General features: G+C 63.8%; 18 protein-coding genes. 8 read left to right on the top strand and 10 right to left on the bottom strand.

The window, feature by feature from the left end; genetic code table 11:
- Positions 1 to 172: 172 nt before the first annotated feature.
- From HLG82_RS04250 to HLG82_RS04240, 3 genes are read left to right on the top strand one after another with little or no spacing between them, the layout of a single operon-like run.
- Complete coding sequence (locus HLG82_RS04250) at positions 173 to 1,009, top strand: ABC transporter ATP-binding protein (RefSeq protein ID WP_193327461.1); 837 nt, start codon at positions 173 to 175, stop codon at positions 1,007 to 1,009.
- A gap of 10 nt (positions 1,010 to 1,019) precedes the next feature.
- Entirely contained in the window at positions 1,020 to 1,832 is an 813-nt protein-coding gene (locus HLG82_RS04245) for an ABC transporter permease (RefSeq protein WP_193327460.1), read from the top strand.
- Complete coding sequence (locus HLG82_RS04240) at positions 1,833 to 2,057, top strand: helix-turn-helix transcriptional regulator (RefSeq protein ID WP_193327459.1); 225 nt, start codon at positions 1,833 to 1,835, stop codon at positions 2,055 to 2,057.
- A 137-nt stretch (positions 2,058 to 2,194) separates the two neighbouring features.
- Here HLG82_RS04240 and argH read toward each other — a convergent pair whose 3' ends face one another.
- Entirely contained in the window at positions 2,195 to 3,616 is a 1,422-nt protein-coding gene (argH, locus tag HLG82_RS04235) for an argininosuccinate lyase (RefSeq protein ID WP_246462240.1), read from the bottom strand.
- Positions 3,617 to 3,708: 92 nt separating this feature from the next.
- Between argH and galE the strand changes: the two genes are divergently transcribed.
- From galE to HLG82_RS04220, 3 genes are all read left to right on the top strand, one after another.
- Positions 3,709 to 4,752 (top strand): UDP-glucose 4-epimerase GalE, encoded by a 1,044-nt coding sequence (gene galE, locus HLG82_RS04230; protein ID WP_193327457.1) that lies wholly within the window; start codon positions 3,709 to 3,711, stop codon positions 4,750 to 4,752.
- A gap of 80 nt (positions 4,753 to 4,832) precedes the next feature.
- A complete protein-coding gene (argF, locus tag HLG82_RS04225) occupies positions 4,833 to 5,834 on the top strand; it encodes an ornithine carbamoyltransferase (RefSeq protein ID WP_193327456.1) in 1,002 nt (333 codons plus the stop codon).
- A 1-nt stretch (position 5,835) separates the two neighbouring features.
- A complete protein-coding gene (locus HLG82_RS04220; RefSeq protein ID WP_193327455.1) occupies positions 5,836 to 7,080 on the top strand; it encodes an MFS transporter in 1,245 nt (414 codons plus the stop codon).
- Positions 7,081 to 7,283: 203 nt separating this feature from the next.
- Here HLG82_RS04220 and HLG82_RS04215 read toward each other — a convergent pair whose 3' ends face one another.
- Genes HLG82_RS04215 through argC form a run of 6 tightly spaced genes read right to left on the bottom strand, consistent with a single transcriptional unit; the run spans position 7,284 to position 13,329 of the window.
- Positions 7,284 to 8,519, bottom strand: a complete 1,236-nt coding sequence (locus tag HLG82_RS04215) for an argininosuccinate synthase (protein WP_193327454.1) — start codon at positions 8,517 to 8,519, stop codon at positions 7,284 to 7,286.
- Positions 8,520 to 8,536: 17 nt separating this feature from the next.
- Positions 8,537 to 9,034, bottom strand: coding sequence for an arginine repressor (argR, locus tag HLG82_RS04210; RefSeq protein WP_193327453.1), 498 nt, complete (start codon positions 9,032 to 9,034; stop codon positions 8,537 to 8,539).
- Positions 9,031 to 10,173, bottom strand: a complete 1,143-nt coding sequence (locus tag HLG82_RS04205; RefSeq protein ID WP_246462241.1) for an acetylornithine transaminase — start codon at positions 10,171 to 10,173, stop codon at positions 9,031 to 9,033. The genes argR and HLG82_RS04205 overlap by 4 nt, the downstream gene beginning before the upstream one ends.
- Positions 10,170 to 11,105: an acetylglutamate kinase gene (gene argB, locus HLG82_RS04200; protein ID WP_193327452.1), complete on the bottom strand. Its 936-nt coding sequence runs from the start codon at positions 11,103 to 11,105 to the stop codon at positions 10,170 to 10,172. The genes HLG82_RS04205 and argB overlap by 4 nt, the downstream gene beginning before the upstream one ends.
- On the bottom strand, positions 11,102 to 12,289 hold the full coding sequence (gene argJ, locus HLG82_RS04195) for a bifunctional glutamate N-acetyltransferase/amino-acid acetyltransferase ArgJ (protein ID WP_246462242.1): 1,188 nt from the start codon (positions 12,287 to 12,289) through the stop codon (positions 11,102 to 11,104). Before argJ ends, argB begins: the two co-directional genes overlap by 4 nt.
- Positions 12,286 to 13,329: an N-acetyl-gamma-glutamyl-phosphate reductase gene (gene argC, locus HLG82_RS04190; RefSeq protein WP_216858964.1), complete on the bottom strand. Its 1,044-nt coding sequence runs from the start codon at positions 13,327 to 13,329 to the stop codon at positions 12,286 to 12,288. The genes argJ and argC overlap by 4 nt, the downstream gene beginning before the upstream one ends.
- Before the next feature lie 136 nt (positions 13,330 to 13,465).
- Between argC and HLG82_RS04185 the strand changes: the two genes are divergently transcribed.
- Together HLG82_RS04185 and HLG82_RS04180 are read left to right on the top strand one after the other, a co-directional pair.
- Positions 13,466 to 14,422, top strand: a complete 957-nt coding sequence (locus HLG82_RS04185; RefSeq protein WP_193327451.1) for a sugar-binding transcriptional regulator — start codon at positions 13,466 to 13,468, stop codon at positions 14,420 to 14,422.
- The gene (locus tag HLG82_RS04180) at positions 14,423 to 15,484 is read left to right on the top strand and encodes an NAD(P)H-dependent glycerol-3-phosphate dehydrogenase (RefSeq protein WP_193327450.1); all 1,062 of its coding nucleotides are present in this window, start codon (positions 14,423 to 14,425) and stop codon (positions 15,482 to 15,484) included. It abuts the gene before it with no gap.
- A 57-nt stretch (positions 15,485 to 15,541) separates the two neighbouring features.
- Here the strand turns inward: HLG82_RS04180 and ybaK are convergent, their stop codons facing one another.
- The 3 genes from ybaK to pheS form a co-directional block, all read right to left on the bottom strand.
- Positions 15,542 to 16,036 (bottom strand): Cys-tRNA(Pro) deacylase, encoded by a 495-nt coding sequence (gene ybaK / locus HLG82_RS04175; protein WP_193327449.1) that lies wholly within the window; start codon positions 16,034 to 16,036, stop codon positions 15,542 to 15,544.
- Positions 16,037 to 16,147: 111 nt separating this feature from the next.
- Positions 16,148 to 18,733, bottom strand: a complete 2,586-nt coding sequence (pheT, locus tag HLG82_RS04170) for a phenylalanine--tRNA ligase subunit beta (RefSeq protein ID WP_193327448.1) — start codon at positions 18,731 to 18,733, stop codon at positions 16,148 to 16,150.
- The gene (pheS, locus tag HLG82_RS04165; protein WP_193327447.1) at positions 18,733 to 19,821 is read right to left on the bottom strand and encodes a phenylalanine--tRNA ligase subunit alpha; all 1,089 of its coding nucleotides are present in this window, start codon (positions 19,819 to 19,821) and stop codon (positions 18,733 to 18,735) included. Before pheS ends, pheT begins: the two co-directional genes overlap by 1 nt.
- Positions 19,822 to 19,881 lie beyond the last annotated feature (60 nt).

Below are 19,881 nucleotides of genomic sequence, written 5' to 3'. Positions count from 1 at the left end.
CAACGACGGCGGACCACCACTAATCTTGCCCTATCAGCTTCCCGCGACTCAATTCCACCCACGGCGCTCGCATGCCCCCGCCCGCAGATCGAAGATCTGTCGTCACACTTGACTGCATGTAGTAGGTCTACTATATTCATACGTGCCATTACTTCCATTTGGAGGAGGTTCCATGCTCCGCGTCTGCGACGTCCACTTTGCCTATGACAAGAATTCCGTTCTCAAAGGCGTCAGCCTCAGCCTAGGAGCCGGTGAGATTCTCACCATCTTGGGCCCTAACGGCGCCGGGAAGACCACCCTGCTCGAGATCATCCTCGGCACGTACACCCCATCCGCGGGGTCAGTGTCGATCTTCGGGCAACCTCCGAACGCAACAAACTGGGATCGCATTGGCCTTGTCCAACAACATTGGTCCGATCATTCAAAGTGGCGAGTCATCGACCAGCTTTCCTGGGTCGAGCAAGCGTTTAAAGCGACCGGCCGTGCCACCCAGAACATCGATGACCTCCTCGAGGAAGTCGGCCTGACCGAGAAGAAGAAAGCAAAACTCGGCAAGCTCTCCGGCGGGCAACGGCGCCGCGCGGACGTCGCGACCGCGCTCATCGGATCCCCCGACCTGCTCATCCTCGACGAACCCACCACGGGCCTGGACCCCGCCGGCAAAATCCAGCTTCACGACCTCATCGCGCACGCCGCCGACCATGGCACTGCCATCCTCCTGACCACACACGACCTCAACGAAGCAGAAAAGCTTTCCAACCGCATCGTCATCATCGACGACGGCGTCGTGGCGGCCTGCGGAACTGCCTCCGAACTTCGCGAGCGATTGCTCCGGCCGGCCGAGGTGACCTGGATTGAGGATGGCCAGCGCCGGGTTCACGCAACCGACCACGTGGAAGGCTTCGTCTCGAGCCTCGATCTGACCAACATCAGCGGCCTGACCATCTCCCGCCCCACGCTCGAAGATGCCTACCTCGAGCTCGTCGGCCACACGCACGCCTCGAATTGAAAGGATGGCCATGAAATTTAGTCATTTCTTGAAGGCGACTGGCATTCAAGCCCTCGCAGACATTCGCCCGCAACTTCTTGGCGCTTCCGCGCTCAACCTCATCATCGTTCCTGCCCTCTGGGTCTTCTTGGGCCGCACGATGTCTCGGAACATACCGAACCTCGATGTCAGCGCTGGCCACTTCCTCATCGCCGGTTCACTGGTCGGCATGTCTACGTTGGTGGCCTCACAGATCGCCAGCGAGGTCTACAACGAGTTCACCGCGGGCGTCCTCCTGCGCGTACGCACACTTCCCCATGGGGTCAAGATCTGGTCGGCGGCAAAGCTGGCGACGGCGTCGGCGATCATCCTTGCGAGCCAGCTACTCATTTTGATTGCCACTATCGTCTTCATCCCGGCCTTCGAGTTGACCTGGGCGAAAGTGGCCCTCGCGGTGCCTTTCCTTCTCCTCGTGATCCTTGCTGCCGCGCCGCTGGGCTTCATCGTTGGAGCAGTGACGAGGTCGCTGTGGAGCTACCTCATCGGCGTCCTCGCCCTGACGGGCCTGCTGATTATCTCCGGTATCTTTTTCCCGCTCACGGTCCTGCCCGGCTGGGTGCAAGTAATCTCCCAGGTCTTTCCCGTCTACCACGCGGGCGTGGTCTCGCGTTGGATCTTCATCGGGTCCAACGAAAATGTGCTGGCCTCCGTGCTCGTTCTCACCGCGTGGCTGATCGTCGGTATGATGGTCGCTTGGAAGCTCGTCGAAGTCAGCTTCCGCAAAGTGAGTCTTGGGCAAGTGGCTCGCGCGCAGCAGAAGATGAAGACCATGATGGGAATGTGAATGAAGGACGACGTCGTCTTTAACCGTATCGCCCTTCTGCGCACCGACCGCGGGATTTCCCGGCGCGAACTCGCCGACGCCATGGGCGTTCACTATCAGACCATCGGCTACCTCGAACGCGGTGAGTACGCCCCCTCCCTTTACTTGGCGCTACGAATCGCGAAGTTCTTCGATTTGCCCCTCGAACGGGTCTTCTCCCTCGAGGAATTCCCGCCGCTGTCCTAGGGAGCGACGCCTACTGGAGGAGCTGCCCGAGGTCGATATCAATTCGCGTCCCGCCCTGGCGGGGCGTCCACCTGTCCCAGTCCGGTTAAGTATCGTAGGCGAGAGCTGGGTTGATAAGGAAGAGGAAGGCCGCCACGTCAGGAGGCGACGATAAGCGCCGCGGTAAACGCGCGCAGATCCGCCAGGTGGCGCGCCGCTTCCTCGGCCTGCTCGCGAACGCGCTGCGGAGCCGTGCCACCGCGGCCGGCCCGGGCGTTGACGGAGCCTTCAACGGACAGCACGCGGCGGACGCCGGAGGTGAGGCGTGGATCGATCTGGGCGAACTGTTCGTCGCTGAGATCCCACAGCTCGATGCTCTCCGCCTCACACGCCGCCACGCAGGCGCCCGAAATCTCGTGCGCCTCGCGGAAGGGCACGCCTTCGCGCACGAGCCATTCGGCGATATCGGTTGCAAGTGAGAAGCCCTGCGGGGCCAATTCAGCCATGCGCTCGTAGTTGAGGATCATCGTCTCGATCATTCCGGCGACGGCCGGGAGGAGAACGTCCAGTGTGTCGACCTGGTCGAAAACCGGCTCCTTGTCTTCCTGAAGGTCACGATCGTAGGCGAGTGGCAGCCCCTTGAGCATGGTGAGCAAGCCCGTGTGGTCCCCGATCAACCGGCCGGCCTTGCCGCGGGCCAGCTCGGCAACATCCGGGTTCTTCTTCTGCGGCATGATCGAGGAGCCGGTAGAGAATGCGTCATCCAGGGTGACGAACGAGAACTCCTTGGTGTTCCAGATTATGATCTCTTCACTGATCCGCGACACGTCGATGCCGATCTGGGCCATGACGAAAGAAAACTCCGCCACGAGGTCGCGTGAAGACGTGCCATCGATCGAGTTCCACACCGAGCTTGTAAAGCCCAGATCCTCCGCTACCGTCTGCGGATCCATCCCGAGCGTATTGCCTGCCAGTGCACCCGAACCGTACGGGCTCTCCGCCAGGCGAGAATCAAGATCGCGCAGGCGCTGGACATCGCGCAACATCGGCCACACGTGCGCCAACAGGTGATGGGCAACGAGCACGGGCTGGGCATGTTGCATGTGGGTGCGCCCCGGCATCACGGCCTGCCCCGCGCGCTCGGCCTGGACCATGAGCGCGCCGGCCACGTCCAAGAGTTTGCCGCCAATGATGCGCGACTGGTCGCGCAGATACATCCGGATCAACGTGGCAATCTGATCGTTGCGTGAGCGGCCCGCGCGCAGCTTGCCTCCCAGCTGGGCGCCCGCGCGCTCCAAGACACCGCGCTCGAGGGCGGTGTGGACGTCCTCGTCGTCGGGACGCGGGGCAAATCGGCCCGAGACGACGTCGCCTTCAAGGCGCCTCAGGGCGTCAAGCATGCCCGCCAGTTCGGCGTCGTCAAGCAAACCCGCGGCGTGGAGGGCGCGCGCGTGTGCACGCGATCCGGCGATATCGTAACGTGCAAGCCGCCAGTCAAAGTGAGTCGAGCGAGACAGTTCCGTCAGAGCGTCGGCGGGTGCGCCGTTAAAGCGTCCGCCCCAAAGTGCCACATGTTCCATGTTTTCATTGTGCCAAACCTTTTCTTCGCCCGCGCGACGTGTCCAATCGGAGTAGGATTTGTATCTCAAGAACATGCCTATCAGGAGCGAAAATGAAGGTTTTAGTCGCCGGCGGCGCCGGCTACATCGGTTCGCACACAGTCGTGGAATTGGTCGAAGCCGGCCACGAACCGATCATCGTGGATAACTTCTCCAACGCAAAAGAAACGGTCATCGACCGGCTCGAGGAGCTCACCGGCCGTTCCCTCGAGTGGTACAAGGCAGACCTTACCGACCAGGATCTGACGAGGAAGATCTTCGAAAAGACTCACCCCGATGCCGTCATCCACTTCGCCGGGTACAAGGCCGTTGGAGAATCGGTGGAAAAGCCACTCGACTACTACGAGAATAACTTCAACACCACCTTCTCCCTCGCCCGGGCAATGATCGCGGCCGGCACCCGCACAATCGTCTTCTCCTCCTCAGCCACCGTCTACGGCGACGTCGAGCTTCCCCTCCTCGAGGACGAAAAGCACCTCGACTCCCTCTCCCCCTACGGCTACACGAAGGTCGCCGGCGAACGCATCCTCACCGATATCGCCCACGCCCACGGATTCAAGCTCGGCCTGCTGCGCTACTTCAACCCTGTGGGCGCACACAAGTCCGGCCGCATTGGCGAAAACCCGCTGGGAATCCCCAACAATCTCATGCCCGCCATCGCCAAGGTCGCGGCCGGGCGCCAGGACAAGCTCCTCATCTTCGGCGACGACTACCCCACCCGCGACGGCTCGTGCATCCGCGACTACCTCCACGTCGTTGACCTAGCCAAGGCTCACGTGGCAGCGCTCGAGAAGTTGACGACGGCGTCGTGGGACGTGCGCGTGTGGAACCTCGGCACAGGAACGGGCACCTCGGTGTTCGAACTCGTCACTGCCTTCGAGAAGGCCTGCGGGCACGAGCTGCCCAAGGAAATTTCCCCACGCCGCCCCGGTGATCGCGCCGAGGTCTACGCCGAGCCGGCGCGCGCCCTAGCCGAGCTCGGGTGGAAGACCGTCTTGAGCACCGAGGACATGTGTGAGGACACGTGGCGGTGGCAGTCAGCCAACCCCGATGGTTACCCGGACGGGCCGGCGCACTCCACACCGGCCACGGTTTAACACCACCTTTGGAGGCGGCGGATTGGCTCGTTTGTGAGCACATCCGCCGCCTTTTCGCACCAGCGATTAGACTCCTCACTATGCACGAACTTTATGGACGTTCTTTCCTCAAAGAGGCCGACTTCACGCCCGGTCAGTGGGGCGGCCTCATCGACCTCGCGGCTCGCCTCAAGCGTGAGCGGCTCGAGGGGCACGAGGTTCAGCGTCTGACTGGCAAGACCATCGCGCTCATCTTCGAAAAGACCTCCACCCGCACCCGGACCGCGTTCGAAGTCGCGGCGTATCATCAGGGCGCCCACGTGACGATGCTCGACGGGACGAGCTCCCAGATCGGGCACAAGGAAAGCTATGCGGATACCGCCGCCGTGCTGGACCGCTTCTACGACGCGATCGAGTTTCGCGGCACCTCCCAGGAAGGCGTCGAGACGCTGGCCGCGTGGTCGGGGGTACCCGTCTACAACGGACTGACCGACCAGTGGCACCCCACCCAGATGCTCGCCGATGCGCTGACCATCTCCGAGCACATCGATAAGCCGTGGTCCGACGTCGTGCACGTGTACGTGGGCGACGCGCGGTTCAACACCGGCCGTTCCCTGCTCGTCTCCTCGGCGATGCTGGGGATGGACGTGCGCATCGTCGCGCCGGAGGCCTACCAGCCCGACGCCGAAGCAGTGGCGATCGCGCAGTCCTTTGCGGCACAGACCGGCGCGCGCATCACCATCACTGATGACCTCGGGGCCGTAGCAAGTGCGGACGCCATCTCCACCGACGTATGGGTATCCATGGGCGAGCCCAAGGACGTGTGGCGAGAGCGCGTCGAGGCGCTGCGCAGCTATCAGGTTAACCGTGAGCTGATGGCCCGAACCGGAAACGACGAGGCCATCTTCATGCACTGCCTGCCCGCCTTCCACGATCTCAACACCTCCGTGGGACGCGACGTCTACGACGCCACCGGCATGGACGCACTCGAAGTGACCGACGATGTCTTTTCCTCGGCCGCCTCCGTCGTCTTCGACCAGGCCGAGAACCGCATGCACACCATCAAAGCCGTCATGGTTGCAACCCTGAGCCAAACCATCTGACGTGTCTAAGCTCCTGGACCGCAACCCGATCACGCGGCTCATCCTGCCCGTCTATCTGCCGGCCCTTATCTTCGCCGTCGGCTCGGGAGCCGTGATGCCGATCCTGGCCATCGCGGCGCTGAGTGTCGGCTTTGACGACGCCGGATCGTCGGCCGCCGTAGGAGTCTTCGGGTTCATGGCGATCGTCGTCTCGCCGGTGCTTGGCAAAATCATCGCAAGAATCGGCGACAAGGCCGCGCTGATCTACGGCTCCTTCGTGGCGTTAGCGTCCCTGGGTGGATTCCTGTGGACGCTGATTTTTCCCGGTCCGGCCTCGCGCGTCGTCTTCGTGTTGTCCATCGTGGCGCTCGCAATCGGGGCGAACTCCTGGTCGCTCGCGCGCCAGGCCTATCTCGCCGATTCCATTCCGCCGCTGTGGCGCGCCCGCGGACTGTCCACGCTGGGCGGCATGATCCGCATTGGCACGCTCATCGGCCCGCTCATCGCGACGGGCCTGCTCGCACTGTGGGCGCTTGAGTCGGTCTTCATCTTTCACATCGTGCTCGTGATTTTGGCGCTGGCACTCATCGTGGCCTACGTCGTCCCAGACCCAAGTACGGACCGGGAACGCGTCAGCGCCGGGCACAACGACGACCGCCCGCGGGCCCTCGAGCACCGCTCCAAGCTTTCCACCTTCATCCTTGGCGTGGGGCTGAACTGCCTCAATGTCCTGCGGGCGAATAGAAACGTCATTGTGCCGCTCTGGGGCACATATCTTGGCTTCGACCCGACGTTCGTCACCGCAATTTTCGCCGTCACGGCGTTTTTCGACACGGCGATGTTCATCGTCTCCGGCTCTCTCATGGACAGGCGCGGACGCCACTGGGCGTTGCTTCCCTCGTTGATCTTCATGCCGATCGGCATTGTCATCCTCATCCTGTGGACCTCGCCGATCGGTTTCGTGGTCGGGGCGGCGGTCCTCGGTTTCGGAAACGGATTTGGTGCCGGCATCGTCATGACCGTCGGCGCCGACCTCTCGCCTGCCACCAACCGGGCAGCCTTCCTTGGCATCTGGCAATCGATCGTCGCGATCGGGGCGGCGGTTGGGCCCTTTGTGGTCTCGTCGATGACCTCGCTCGTCAGCCTGCGGGCCGGACTGTGGGTGACGGTGGCCATCGGAGTCTTCGGCCTCGTCTGGTCCGCGGCCTTGTTACCGCTGGCCTATCGTCGCTTGGGCACCGATTTGCGCGGCAACGCCCTCGCGTAGGCGGAGCACCCGCCCATAGCTGGAGTGCCTGCCAACTCCTGGGAGGTTTTGGCCCAAATCGCCATCTGTGTTCACGAAACACCCGTATTCTCACAGGATTCGGCGCGCCCTGAGAGTGAGCGCGCGCCCTTGGACTAGGCATGTGAGCGTGGGCAGGTACGGCTGAGGGGCGCAAGCCCCGCTTGCGCCCCTCAGCCACCGCTTTAGGAAAGGTTAAGCTTTGGCATCGCCTCACCCTTACCGAACTTCACGTCGCGGGCGGCGGCAAGCTGGCTGGTCAGGCCCGTAAGGGCGATGAAACCGCGCGCGTTGCCCTGATCGAAGGTGTCGCCCTGATCGTAGGTGGCGAGGTTGAAGTCGTACAGGGAGGTCTCGGACCTGCGCCCGGTGACCACCGCGCGGCCGCCGTGGAGCGTCATGCGGATATCGCCTGACACGTATTCCTGCGTATCGAAGATGAACGCGTCAAGCGACCTCTTGAGCGGTGAGAACCACTGCCCCTCGTAGACCAGCTCGGACCAGCGCAGGCCAACGCGCGCCTTGAAGCGCGCTTGCTCGCGATCGAGCGTGACTCGCTCGAGTTCCTTGTGAGCCGTGATGAGGGCCATGGCGCCTGGCGCCTCGTAGATCTCACGTGACTTGATTCCAACCATGCGATCCTCAACGATGTCGATGCGGCCGATTCCTTGTGCGCCAGCGCGGCGATTCATTTCCTCGATCGCCTGCAGCGGAGTCACCGCCGTGCCGTCGATGGCCACGGGAATACCACGTTCGAAGGTGATGACGACCTCGTCGGGTAGCGGCGGGTAGGCCGGGTCGTCGGTGTAGTTGTAGACATCCTTGGTTGGCGCGTTCCACAGGTCCTCGAGAAAGCCGGTCTCAACGGCGCGGCCCCAGACGTTCTGGTCGATGGAGAAGGGGTTGGACTTGGTGGTCTCGATGGGAAGATTGTGCTTCTCGGCGTAGCCGATGGCGAACTCGCGCGTGAGGGCGAGGTCGCGTACCGGAGACAGGCACGTCACGTCCGGCGCCAACGAGGTGATGCCGTTTTCGAATCGCACCTGGTCGTTGCCCTTACCGGTGCAGCCGTGCGCGACGACGGTGGCATCGAACTGGCGGGCGGCGAGCACAAGGTGCTTGACGATCACCGGGCGCGAGAGCGCGGAGACAAGCGGGTAGGCGTCCATGTACAGGCCGTTGGCCTGCAGGTCGAGCATGCAGTATTCCTCGGCGAACTCGTCGCGGGCATCTGCGACGTAGGCCTCCACAGCGCCGCAATCGAGCGCTCGCTGGCGGACGACCTCGAGGTCTTCGCCGCCCTGGCCGACGTCGACGGCCACGGTGATGACCTCTGCGCCGGTCTGTTCTCCGATCCATCCGATTGCAACGGAGGTGTCGAGCCCTCCGGAGTATGCGAGGACTACGCGTTCCTTAGCCATGTCATTCCTTCTTTTATTTAGTTGTTTGACGTCGAGTGAGCGATGCCGATGAGGCGCTGGAGGAGCTCTTCGGCTCTCTGGGAGCTTTCGGTGACGACCAGAACTGTGTCGTCTCCGGCGATGCAACCGAGTACGCCAGGTAGCACGGCCCGATCGAGCGCCGAGGCCAACAGTTGGGCGGCCCCCGGCGGGGTGCGCAACACGATTTGGTTGGAGGCCGACTTGGCCGACACCATGACTTCGCGTGCCCAACGCTCGAGGTGCGTCATCGCCGGGCTGTCGGCTTCGGATTCCACACCCGGGGTGGGGATCTTATAGGTTCGCCCGCCCTCGGCGTTGGGGACCTTGCGTGCCTGTAGCTCGTCGAGATCGCGCGAGAGGGTGGCCTGGGTGACCTCGATTCCCTCCTTGGCGAGAAGCTGGCGGAGCTCGCCTTGCGAGCCGATTGGCTGAGATTCAACGATGGCGACGATGCGTGCGAGGCGCGCGGCCTTCGTGAACATATTTCCTGTCATGACAGCTCCCTCATAGCGTCCAGGAAGACGGTGAGTTCTTCCTTGGTGATGGTTAGTGGTGGTGCGAGGCGGATCGTCTGCGCGTTGGGTGCGTTGACGATGATCCCGCGTTGGAGAAGTTCTTCTTGATAGGCCGCTGAGTCGTTGACATCGAATCCGATGAGCAGACCCGCGCCGCGCGTGTCGTATCCGAGTTGGGTCAGTTCGCCGCGCAGCCATTCGCCCGTGGCCCGCACATGCCCGAGGAGATTCTTGACCTCGTCGACGACGGCGCTCGCCACGGCACACGCCAGCGGGTTGCCGCCGAATGTGGTCCCGTGGCTACCCGGGCTCATGAGGCGCCCAGCCTTTTCGATGCCGATGACGGCTCCGATGGGTATACCGCCTCCGAGTCCCTTCGCCATCGTGATAACGTCAGCTTTGACGACGCCGGAGTGCGCGAACCAGCGTCCGGTACGCCCGGCACCGGTCTGGACTTCGTCGACGACGAAAAGCGCGTGGTAGCGTTCGGCCAGGCCGCGGGCGCGCCGAAGAAACTCTTCGGACACGGGAACGATCCCCGCCTCACCTTGGATGGTTTCGACGAAGATGGCGGCCACGTCGTCGTCGACGACGCTTTCGAGCGCTTCGACGCTCGGCTCGATGAAGATGACGTTGCCGGCCAGCGGCTCAAAGGGCTCGCGAATCGCGGGCTTGTGCGTGATGGCAAGCGCTCCGAGCGTGCGCCCGTGGAAGCCGCCTTTGAGGGCAATGATCTTGCCTTTGGGCTTGTGCAGCAGGGCCATCTTGATGGCCGCCTCGTTGGCTTCCGTTCCCGAGTTGCAGAAGAAAATACGGGCCGAGGCCCCCACGTAGCCTTCTTCGGAGAGCATGTCCTGAATCTTGCCGGCGAGTTCCAGCTGCGCGGAGGAGGTGAAAAAATTCGACACGTGCATGGCCTTGTGCGCCTGCTCGTTGAGTGCCGTGATGATTGCGGGGTGGCGGTATCCGAGGGCATTGACGGCGATGCCGGCGAGCAGGTCGAGGTAGCGCGTGCCGTTCTCGTCCCACAGGTAGACGCCATCGCCGTAGTCGATCGCGAGGCGCGGGGCGCCGAAGGCGTTCATCATGCGGCGGGCATAGAGGTCTTTGCTCGTCACTTTCTCTCCTGATGGGTCGTGCTCATGCGGTGCGCACCCGCCGTGACCTGGGTTCCGATGCCGGCATCCGTGAAGATCTCCAACAGCATCGAATGCGCCATGCGGCCGTCGATGATATGGGCTTTAGGGACCCCGCGGTCGACGACGTCCAGCGCGGCCTCCATCTTCGGCCGCATCCCAGCATCGAGACGAGGCAGGAGTTCGCGCAGGTCGTCGGGGTGGATCTCCGAGACGAGCGAGGACTTGTCCGGCCAGTCCAGGTAGAGGCCTTCAACGTCGGTGAGCATGATGAGCTTATCGGCTCCGGCTGCATCTGCGATGGCTCCGGCGGCTGTGTCCGCGTTGACATTGAGCACATCGAGCGGACGTTCGATGTCGGTTGCGACGGTGGAGACCACGGGAATATAACCAGAGGCGAGCATCTGGTTCAGCGCCTCGATATTGACCGAGACGACGTCGCCCACATGACCGATGTCGATCACCTCACCGTCGAGGTTGGCGCGTCGGCGGCGGGCGCTGAGCAGGCCGGCGTCCTCACCCGAGATGCCGATGGCGTGCGGGCCGCCCACGTTGAGAAGGGAGACGAGCTCGCGCTGAACCTGGCCCGTGAGGACCATGCGAACAATATCCATCGTTTCTTTGTCGGTCACGCGAAGGCCGCCGCGGAAATACGAGGTAATACCGACCCGTTCGAGCATGGCGTTGATCTGTGGCCCTCCTCCGTGCACAACGATCGGATGGATGCCGACCGAGCGCATGAAGAGGATGTCCTGGGCGAAGGCGCGTTTGAGGTCATCGTTAATCATGGCGTTGCCGCCGTATTTGACCACCACCCGCCTGCCGGCGAATTGGTGTATCCAGGGCAGGGCCTCGATGAGGATCCGGGCTTTGTGTTGCGCGCCGGCGAGGCGCTCTAAGATCGTGTCGTTCATGTCGAGTAGGCCGAGTTCTCGTGGACGTAATCGTGGGTAAGGTCGTTGGTCCACAGTTCAACGACCTCACCTCCTGCGTGCAGGTCGATCTCGATGAGCACCTCACGGCTGGGTGCCAGGTCCACGAGCGCGCGGTCCTGCCCGACTCCCCCGCCCTGGCAGAGGTGGACTCCGTTGAACCAGACGTCGAGGCGATCCGGATCGAAGGGCGCGATCTCTTCCGGTACGGTGCCGACCTGCGAGATCACGCGACCCCAGTTGGGGTCGTTGCCGAAGATCGCGGCTTTGAGCAGGGTGGAGCGCGAGACGGCACGGGCGACGGCGAGGCCGGCTTCCTGGCTGCTCGCCCCTCGGACACGGATGAGGATGTCGTGCGATGCACCTTCGGCGTCGGCAACGAGTTGGCGTGCCAGCGACTGCGCCACGCCGGTGAGACGCTCAGTGAAGTCCTCGGGTACGACGCCGGAGGCCCCGGAGGCGAGGAGGAGCACGGTGTCGTTGGTGGACATTGCACCGTCGGAATCGATGCGGTTGAAGGAGGCGCGCACCGCGGCGTCGAGCGCGTCGCGGGCCTGGTCGGCGCTGAGGAGCGCGTCGGTGGTGATCACGCAGAGCATGGTCGCCAGAGCGGGCGCGAGCATGCCGGCTCCCTTGGCCATGCCGCCGATCGTGTATGGGCCGCGCACTGCGGCCTCCTTGGTCACCGTGTCGGTGGTGCGGATCGCGTCAGCCGCATCCGCCCCACCCTCCTCGCTCAGCGCGGCTACCGCCTCGGCGATGCCGGGCAAGAGCTTGTCCATGGCGAGCCGCTGGCCAATCATGCCCGTCGAGCACACCGCCACGTCGGCAGGCTCGAGACCGAGGAGGCTAGCGAGGTGGCCGGCCGTGGCAACCGTGTCCTCGTACCCGGGGGCGCCCGTGGCGGCATTGGCGCAACCGGAGTTGAGAACGACGGCGCGCTGCCCACCGGTGGCGTTCTTCATCCACGTCACGGGCGCGGCGACGACGCGGTTTGAGGTCAAGACGGCGGCCGAGACGAATTGTGGGCCGTCGTTGACGACGAGGGCGACGTCGCGACCGGACGACTTAATGCCTGCTGCCACGCCGCTGGCCCGGAAACCTGCAGGGGCGGTGACGCCGCAGGTGGTGTCGATCTCGACGTTCGATTGGCTAAAGAGCATCATGGGGCAACTCCTACCTGCGTCAGGCCGGTCTCTTCGGCCAGTCCGAGTGCCAGGTTGATTGATTGGGTTGCGGCACCCGCCGTGCCTTTAACGAGGTTATCTAGGGCGCAGACGGCGGTGATGCGCCGGCCGTCGGCGTCGAGCTCGGCGCGAACGAGCGCCATGTTCGAGGCGAGAACGTTTCGGGTGCGGGGCCAGCCCTCGCTCCAGGCCACGAACGGTTGCACGTCGTAAGCCGAGCAGTAAGCATCGACGACCTCGGACGGCGTCGTGCCCGGGCGAACCGGGATGGAGACGGTGGCGAGGATTCCACGCGACATCGGGACCAGGACCGGCGTGAACGACAGGCTCACGTGCTCGGCACCCGCGATCGTCAGGTTCTGGGCGATTTCGGGGATGTGACGGTGGGTTCCCCCCACCGAGTATGGGGCGGCGTTTTCGATGGCCTCAGCGGCGAGCAGGTGCGTCTTAGCCGACTTTCCCGCTCCCGAGTAGCCCACGGACAGGACAGCCACGATGTCCTCGCCACTCGCCACGCCCGCGGCGAGTGCCGGCTGGGCCGCGAAGGTGACCGCCGAGGCGTTACATCCGGGAGCGGCGATGCGCGCGGTGGCGGCAAGCAGCTCGCGCTGGCTGGTTCCGGAGCGGATGAGCTCCGGCATGCCGTACGTCCACGGTTCGGCCGCAGGTGAGCCGTAGTAGCGTTCCCAGGCGCCGGGGTCGAGGAGACGATGGTCGGCCCCTAGGTCAACAATGAGGGCGTCAGGGCAACATTGCTCGAGCGCGGCGGACATGGCCGCGGAGGCTCCGTGGGGTAGGCCGAGCACGACGACGTCGTGTCCGGCGAGCGTCTCAACCTCCAGGGGCTTGATGTCGAGGTTGCGAAGTGGCCATAGATGCGGCTGGTGCTGACTGAGCGGGCCGCGTGAGGTGTGCGCAGCGACTGTCGTGACGGTGAGGTGTGGGTGCTGGGCGAGGACGCGCGCGACCTCGCCACCCGCGTATCCCGTGACTCCGGCGATTGCAACATTCACAGCCATACGCATAACTATACACATGAGCGCATGATTCACCACGACCATCCACAGTGTGACTGACCACCCGGGACCTTGCGCACATAAGTGCACCCTCAATCTGTGGACACACACATTAGTTGCATTGTGCAAGACTCGGAGCATGGACAAAGCACTGGAGCAGATGTCACGCGAAGACCTAATGTTCGAAGCGGCCTACCTGTACTACATGGAGGGGCTCACCCAGCAGGCAATCGGAACCCGCCTGGGGTACACCCGCTGGACTGTCGGCCGCCTCATTGACGAGGCACGTCAAAGCGGGCTCGTCACCATCTCCATCAACCACCCCCGCGCTCAGACTCATCACCTCGAGCAGCAGATTGCGGCCGAGCTGGGCCTAGACAAGGTGATCGTCGTGCCCAAGAATCAGGAGGACGGCAACGAGGTCGTCGCGCGTGCCGTCGCCCAATTCCTCCTCAACCGTGCACCGATCCGCAACCTGGCCGTGGCATGGGGCCGAACGATGACCGCGCTTGCGAGGGCCCTGCCCGACCAGTGGTCCCCCGGCGTGCGGGTATTTCAGACCAACGGCGGGCCCACCCACCGCGGTGACAACGAGGTTTCCTCCTCCGTTTCTGCCATCGCACACAAGGGCACCGGCACCGCCTACACCCTTCCCGCGCCCGCCATCATCGGCAACCCTGAACTCGGCCCGCAGCTCATGGCCGAACCGTCAATCGCACGCATCTTCGAAGGCGCGCGCCACGCCGAGGTGATCGTCTACTCCCCCGGAACGGTCAGCAAGGATTCGGTGCTCGTCAAGTCTGGCTTCCTCACCGAAGACACCATCGACGTCATCCGCAAGAAGGGCGCGGTTGGCGACATCCTGTGCCACTTCGTCGACGAAAACGGCAGGCCCATTTCGGCCCAGCTCGAACGGCGCACGATCGCCTATCCCCTCGAGAGCCTAGCCCACGCCAACGTGTCCATCGCCATGGCGGGCGACCCTGCCAAGGCTCCGGTCATGGTCGCGGCGGCACGAGCCGGGCTGGCAAAGATCTTCATTATTGACACGAAAACGGCCGAGGACATCTTGGCCATCACCTCCAAGGAGAATTAAATGGCAACCATCGCAGTACTCGGCGCCGGCATCATGGCCACGGCCCTGACTTTCCCCCTAACCGAAAACGGCCACAAGGTCAACCTTGTGGGCACCCACCTCGATCGCGACATCATCGAGTCCATCCAGACGACCGGCATCCATCCCGACCTCGGCCTCAAGGTCAATGACAAGGTCGTGGCCTACCAGCTCGAAGACGCCGAGGAGGCGTTCGAGGGCGCCGACGTCGCCATGTCTGGCGTCAATTCCTTCGGCGTGCATTGGGCCGGCGAGCACCTTGCCACACTGGTCAAGCCCGGGATGAAGATCCTCAACGTCACCAAGGGAATGGAGGCCGACGACGACGGCACGCTCCATCTCCTGCCCGACGTCCTGCGTTCCTTCTTCGACGAGGAGCTCGCCGAGTCGGTGACGTGGAATGCGATCGTCGGCCCGTCGATCGCCGGCGAAGTCGCCGTCCACCATGACACGTGCGTCATCTTCGCGGGCGAAGACCAAGATTCCCTCGACTACCTCGCCGACCTGTTCCGCACGGACTACTACCACGTATGGACCTCGACCGACTTCCGCGGATGCGAGATCGGCGCTGCCACGAAGAACATTTACGCCTTCGCCGCCGGCCTTGGCGCGGGCCTTCTTCGCAAGGAAGGCAAGCAGGACGATCGCTACGTGCGCTTCAACTACAACGCGGCCGTCTTCGGCCAAGGGCAGACCGAGCTCCGCCAGTTCATGACCCTCCTCGGCGGACAGCCGCAGACGGCGGATGGGCTGGCCGGCGTCGGCGACATGTACGTGACCTCCGCGGGCGGCCGCAATGTCAAGGCCGGCACGTTCGTCGGCGAGGGCGTGCCGTTCTCCGAAGTGCGCGATTGCCTCATGAAGGGCGTGACGTTGGAAGGCGTGCAGGCCATCCGCGTCATCGGCGGCGCACTAGAGCCGCTGACCGAGCGCGGCCTCATCAAGCCTGAAGACTTCCCGCTCTGCCGCTACCTCTACCAGATCATCGAAAAGGATGCTCCCCTGGAGATGCCGTGGGAGAAGTTCTTCGGCGGCATGAAGTAACCTGCGGCTTGAAACCAAAAGCAGGCGGCGAGAGCTCGCTGCCTGCTTTTGCTATGCCTAGTCGGCGGCGATGGGGACAAAAATCGCGCCGGTCAGCGATGCGAGATCGGCGGGCCTGAGCGAGGCCGAGAGCGTGCGCTTTCCCGCGGAGACGATCATCTTCTCCAGCTGCTTGGCCGAGGAGTCGATGTAGGTGGGCAACTGACGCATCTGCCCAAGCGGCGAGATGCCGCCCGTGACGTATCCGGTAAGTTTTTCCGCTTGGGCAGGCTCCATCATCGCGGCTGATTTTCCGCCGGCAGCCTTCGCCAGGGACTTGAGGTTGAGTCGGCCCGACGCGGGCACCACCGCGACGACGGCGCTGCTATCGACCTTAGCGATGAGCGTCTTAAATATGAGGCGCGGGTCGATTCCCAGCACCTGGGAGGTATCGAGCGCGTATCCGTTTTCCATCCGCTCCGAATGTTCGTATTCGATGAGCTGGTAGACGACACCGGCCCGATCGAGGGCCTGGAGGGCGCGCGTGGCCCCCGCCTGCTTCTTCTTTCCCATACGATCTCCTCCGTATCCGATGGCTGGAGTGTAAGCCGCCATCAAGCAGCGCTCTGGGCTATCAACATGCCAGACGGAAACAGGGCCGGTCGCAACGACCGGCCCTGTCACTTATGCGCGAAGCTCAGCTCCGAAAGCCTTCTTCGCTGCCTTGATGACACGGTGACGCACCTGGGAGATGTCCTCAGCCGTCAACGTGTAGTCAGCACGCAACCGCAACGCATACGCCAGCGACTTCTTGCCTTTAGCGATTTGGTCACCGGTGTAGATGTCGAACAGGCGGATCTCCTCGAGCAGGTCACCAGCCGCTGCGGCGAGCACGTCCGCCACCTGCGCGGCGGTCACTGTATCGTCGACGACGAGCGCGAAGTCCTCCTTCGCCACCGGGTTCGTTCGCACAGCTGCGACGCTGATGGGATGATGTCCACGAGCCTTCGTCAGCGCATCAACATCAAACTCGAAGGCGATCGAGCGAGCCGGGAGGTCGAAGGCCTTGCACACGCGTGGATCGAGCTCGCCGGCGTGGCCGATGAGAACCTCGCCTACAGAGAGCTCGGCGCACCGGCCAGGGTGGAACGGAGCGCGTTCAGCGTTAGCCGCGGTCAGCGTGAGGTCAATCGTGCGGGCGCACGACTTGACGGCCTCGAGGGCGTCTCGCCAATCCCACGTCTGCCCCGACAGGCCCGCCGCGGCTTGAGTCGCCATCGGGATGGCCACGCCTGCCACGTGGTGCGGCTGGGAGGGGATCGTTGCGCGAAGCGCCGCGAGGGCCTCCTCGCTCGGACGCTTGCCGACGCCCGGGTTATCTGCTGAGCCGATGCCCGCAGGGTTGGTCACGATGCCAGCTTCGAAAATGGCGACGGTCGGATTGCCGCGAGCCACATTGATGCGCGCCGTCTCGAGCAACGAGTCCAGCAGCGACGTGCGCATGTAGGGGGACTCGTCCTGCAAGGGGTTGGCCAGGCGAATGGCGAGACGGCGATCGTCGTCGTCGGGAATTCCCTGCTTGGCAAACGTCTCGCCGGAGACGAAGGGATAGGACAGGACCTCGGTCCACCCCTGCTCGGCGAGGGTGCGGCTGATGTCGCGGCGGTGACGCTGGGTCGGGCTCAGCCCGGCGCCGGCGGGAACCGGGGGCAGCTTCGAAGCGATCTCATCGTAGCCGACGAGGCGGGCAACCTCTTCGACGAAGTGTGCGGGGCCGGTCAGGTCGGGACGCCACGTGGGCGCGGTGACGGAGACGACCGAGCCGTCCCCCTCGTCTTCGACGACGCAACCGATCTGACGCAAGATGCCGACGATCGTGGCCTTGTCGAGCCGCAGACCCGCCACGCGAGCGACCTCGTTGACGTCGAACGCTTGGGGCTTGGGATCGACCGTGACGTTGAAGTCAAAGTTGGCCGGATCGAGCTCTCCCCCGCCGAACTCGACGAGAATATCGGCCACACGCTGGGCGGCCACAGCCGCGATGCGCGGGTCAACTCCGCGCTCAAAGCGCTTGGCAGCCTCCGAAGGAAGCTTGTGCTTGCGGGCCATGCGCGCCACAGAGACCTGGTCAAAGTGTGCGGCCTCGATAAGCACGTTGGTCGTCGAGGCGGTGATCTCGGTCTCGAGCCCGCCCATCGTACCGGCGAGGCCGATGACGCGCGCGCCCTCGCCTCCTTCAGAATCGGTGATGAGCAGGTCGTCGCCACCGAGCTTGCGCTCCACCTCGTCGAGGGTGACCAGCGTTTCGCCATCACGAGCGCGGCGCACGACGATCGGCGCGACCAGCTTATCGAGGTCGTAGGCGTGGAGCGGCTGGCCAAGGTCGAGCATGACGTAATTCGTGGCGTCCACGGCCAACGAAATCGGACGCATGCCCGCGGCGCTCAGGCGATCCTGCATCCACGTCGGTGAAGCAGCAAGCGGATCGACCCCGCGGACGATGCGGGTGACGAAACGATCGCAACCGGGTATGCCATGAATCGGGGCGACGTCGTCGACCTTGACCGGGAAACCCTCCGCATTGGGTACGGGCAACGGCGCATCCAGATTTTCCTCCAGACCACGATCGGTGAAGCGGGCCCCGGTGGAGTGGGAAAACTCGCGCGCCACCCCGCGCATAGCGAAGCAGTAGCCGCGGTCGGGAGTGACGTTAATTTCCAGAACCTCGCCGGCAAGGCCAAGATAGTCGAGCACATCCTCACCCACTGCCGGGATGCCGCGCTCGGCGGCTTCCTCCGGGGAGGAGGCGAGCACGATAATGCCGCTGTGGTCCTCGCCGAGACCGAGCTCGGCCTTCGAGCAGATCATCCCGTCGGACACGTGCCCGTAAGTCTTGCGCGCGGCGATGGCGAAATTGCCCGGCAGGACGGCGCCCGGAAGGGAAACCACCACGTAGTCGCCCTCGACGAAGTTGTGAGCTCCGCAAATAATGCCGCGCGAGGCGAACTCGGAGGGCTCCTTGCCCTCGCCGGGGGCGTCGTTGTGCTCACCGACGTCGACGCGGCAGTAGTTGATCAGCTTGCCGTTCTTTTGCTCGTTCTTTTCCAGCGTGAGCACGCGCCCGACGACGATCGGGCCGGTCACTTCGGAGCGATGAATCTCTTCTTCCTCGAGACCAACCTTGACGAGGTCGGCGGCGAGCTGCTCAGCGCTCAGGCCGGAGGGAACCTCCACGTGATCCGCGAGCCAATCGATTGGAATCCTTGGCATTAGTTGCCCCTTCCCGTGGTGGCGAACTGCGTAGAGAAGCGAACGTCGCCCTCCACCATGTCACGCATGTCGTCGATCGAGTTACGTAGCATGAGCGTGCGCTCGATACCCATGCCGAAGGCGAAGCCGGTGTAAACGTCGGGATCGATACCCGCGTTTCGCAGGACCTCAGGGTTGACCATGCCGCAGCCACCCCATTCGATCCACCCCGGGCCGCCCTTCTTCTGCGGGAACCACAGGTCCATCTCTGCGCTGGGCTCGGTGAAGGGGAAGAATGACGGGCGTAGGCGCGTCTTGGCCTCCGGGCCGAACATGCCCTTGGCGAAGTGATCGAGCGCGCCCTTAAGATGCTCCATCGTCAGGCCCTTGTCAACCGCGAGCCCCTCGATCTGGTGGAACACGGGCGTGTGGGTCGCGTCGAGCGCGTCCGTGCGGAACACCTTGCCCGGGCAGACGATGTAGATCGGCGGCTCGCCACGGTCAAGCATGACGCGCGACTGAACCGGCGACGTGTGGGTACGAAGAACGAGGCCTTCCGTGTCGGCAACCTTCTGGGTCGACTCGACGCCGACTCGCTGAACGGAATCGATGTAGAACGTGTCCTGCATCTGGCGGGCCGGGTGATCGGGGCCGAAATTGAGCGAATCGAAGTTAAACCACTCGTTTTCGATTTCGGGACCCTCGGCGATCTCCCACCCCATCGCGACGAAGAGGTCGGCAACGTCCTCCATGAGCACGGGCAAGGGGTGACGCGCGCCGATGGGGTTGCGCCGGGTGGGGACCGTGACGTCCACGCGTTCCTCGCGCAACACGCGAGCCTGGTCGGCTGCCTCAAGGCGTTTCGTGGCGGCGGCGAGCGCCTCGCCAATGGCCTTGCGTGCGGCACCCATGAGCTTGCCCGCCACGGGCTTGTCCGCCTTATCTAAGTTGCGAATCTGCATGTTCGCGTGGGTGATGGGCGCTTTATCTCCGCTGTGCGAAAGACGTGCCTCTTTCAATTCCTCAAGGCTGCTCGCGCCGGAGAATGCCGCCTTGGCATCCTCGACGGCCTGTGCGATGCCCGCCTCATCGAGTGGACTGAGCGTCATGTCTACCTTTCCTTGCCCTGCCGGGTCTTAACTGTCTAAGTCTAATCATTTGGCCGGCAA

This window comes from Trueperella pecoris (assembly GCF_014926385.1).
In the GTDB taxonomy this organism is placed as follows: Bacteria; Actinomycetota; Actinomycetes; order Actinomycetales; family Actinomycetaceae; genus Trueperella; species Trueperella pecoris.
The sequence above is the reverse complement of the archived record's forward strand: the minus strand, read 5'-3'. Positions and strand labels throughout refer to the sequence as shown.

What these genes read in the sequence shown, in the direction of transcription:
- HLG82_RS04250 (WP_193327461.1), top strand. Translation starts at nt 173, where the DNA reads ATGCTCCGCGTCTGCGACGTCCACTTTGCCTATGACAAGAATTCCGTT.
- HLG82_RS04245 (WP_193327460.1), top strand. Translation starts at nt 1,020, where the DNA reads ATGAAATTTAGTCATTTCTTGAAGGCGACTGGCATTCAAGCCCTCGCA.
- HLG82_RS04240 (WP_193327459.1), top strand. Translation starts at nt 1,833, where the DNA reads ATGAAGGACGACGTCGTCTTTAACCGTATCGCCCTTCTGCGCACCGAC.
- argH (WP_246462240.1), bottom strand. Translation starts at nt 3,616, where the DNA reads ATGGAACATGTGGCACTTTGGGGCGGACGCTTTAACGGCGCACCCGCC.
- galE (WP_193327457.1), top strand. Translation starts at nt 3,709, where the DNA reads ATGAAGGTTTTAGTCGCCGGCGGCGCCGGCTACATCGGTTCGCACACA.
- argF (WP_193327456.1), top strand. Translation starts at nt 4,833, where the DNA reads ATGCACGAACTTTATGGACGTTCTTTCCTCAAAGAGGCCGACTTCACG.
- HLG82_RS04215 (WP_193327454.1), bottom strand. Translation starts at nt 8,519, where the DNA reads ATGGCTAAGGAACGCGTAGTCCTCGCATACTCCGGAGGGCTCGACACC.
- argR (WP_193327453.1), bottom strand. Translation starts at nt 9,034, where the DNA reads ATGACAGGAAATATGTTCACGAAGGCCGCGCGCCTCGCACGCATCGTC.
- argB (WP_193327452.1), bottom strand. Translation starts at nt 11,105, where the DNA reads ATGAACGACACGATCTTAGAGCGCCTCGCCGGCGCGCAACACAAAGCC.
- argJ (WP_246462242.1), bottom strand. Translation starts at nt 12,289, where the DNA reads ATGATGCTCTTTAGCCAATCGAACGTCGAGATCGACACCACCTGCGGC.
- argC (WP_216858964.1), bottom strand. Translation starts at nt 13,329, where the DNA reads ATGGCTGTGAATGTTGCAATCGCCGGAGTCACGGGATACGCGGGTGGC.
- HLG82_RS04185 (WP_193327451.1), top strand. Translation starts at nt 13,466, where the DNA reads ATGGACAAAGCACTGGAGCAGATGTCACGCGAAGACCTAATGTTCGAA.
- HLG82_RS04180 (WP_193327450.1), top strand. Translation starts at nt 14,423, where the DNA reads ATGGCAACCATCGCAGTACTCGGCGCCGGCATCATGGCCACGGCCCTG.
- ybaK (WP_193327449.1), bottom strand. Translation starts at nt 16,036, where the DNA reads ATGGGAAAGAAGAAGCAGGCGGGGGCCACGCGCGCCCTCCAGGCCCTC.
- pheT (WP_193327448.1), bottom strand. Translation starts at nt 18,733, where the DNA reads ATGCCAAGGATTCCAATCGATTGGCTCGCGGATCACGTGGAGGTTCCC.
- pheS (WP_193327447.1), bottom strand. Translation starts at nt 19,821, where the DNA reads ATGACGCTCAGTCCACTCGATGAGGCGGGCATCGCACAGGCCGTCGAG.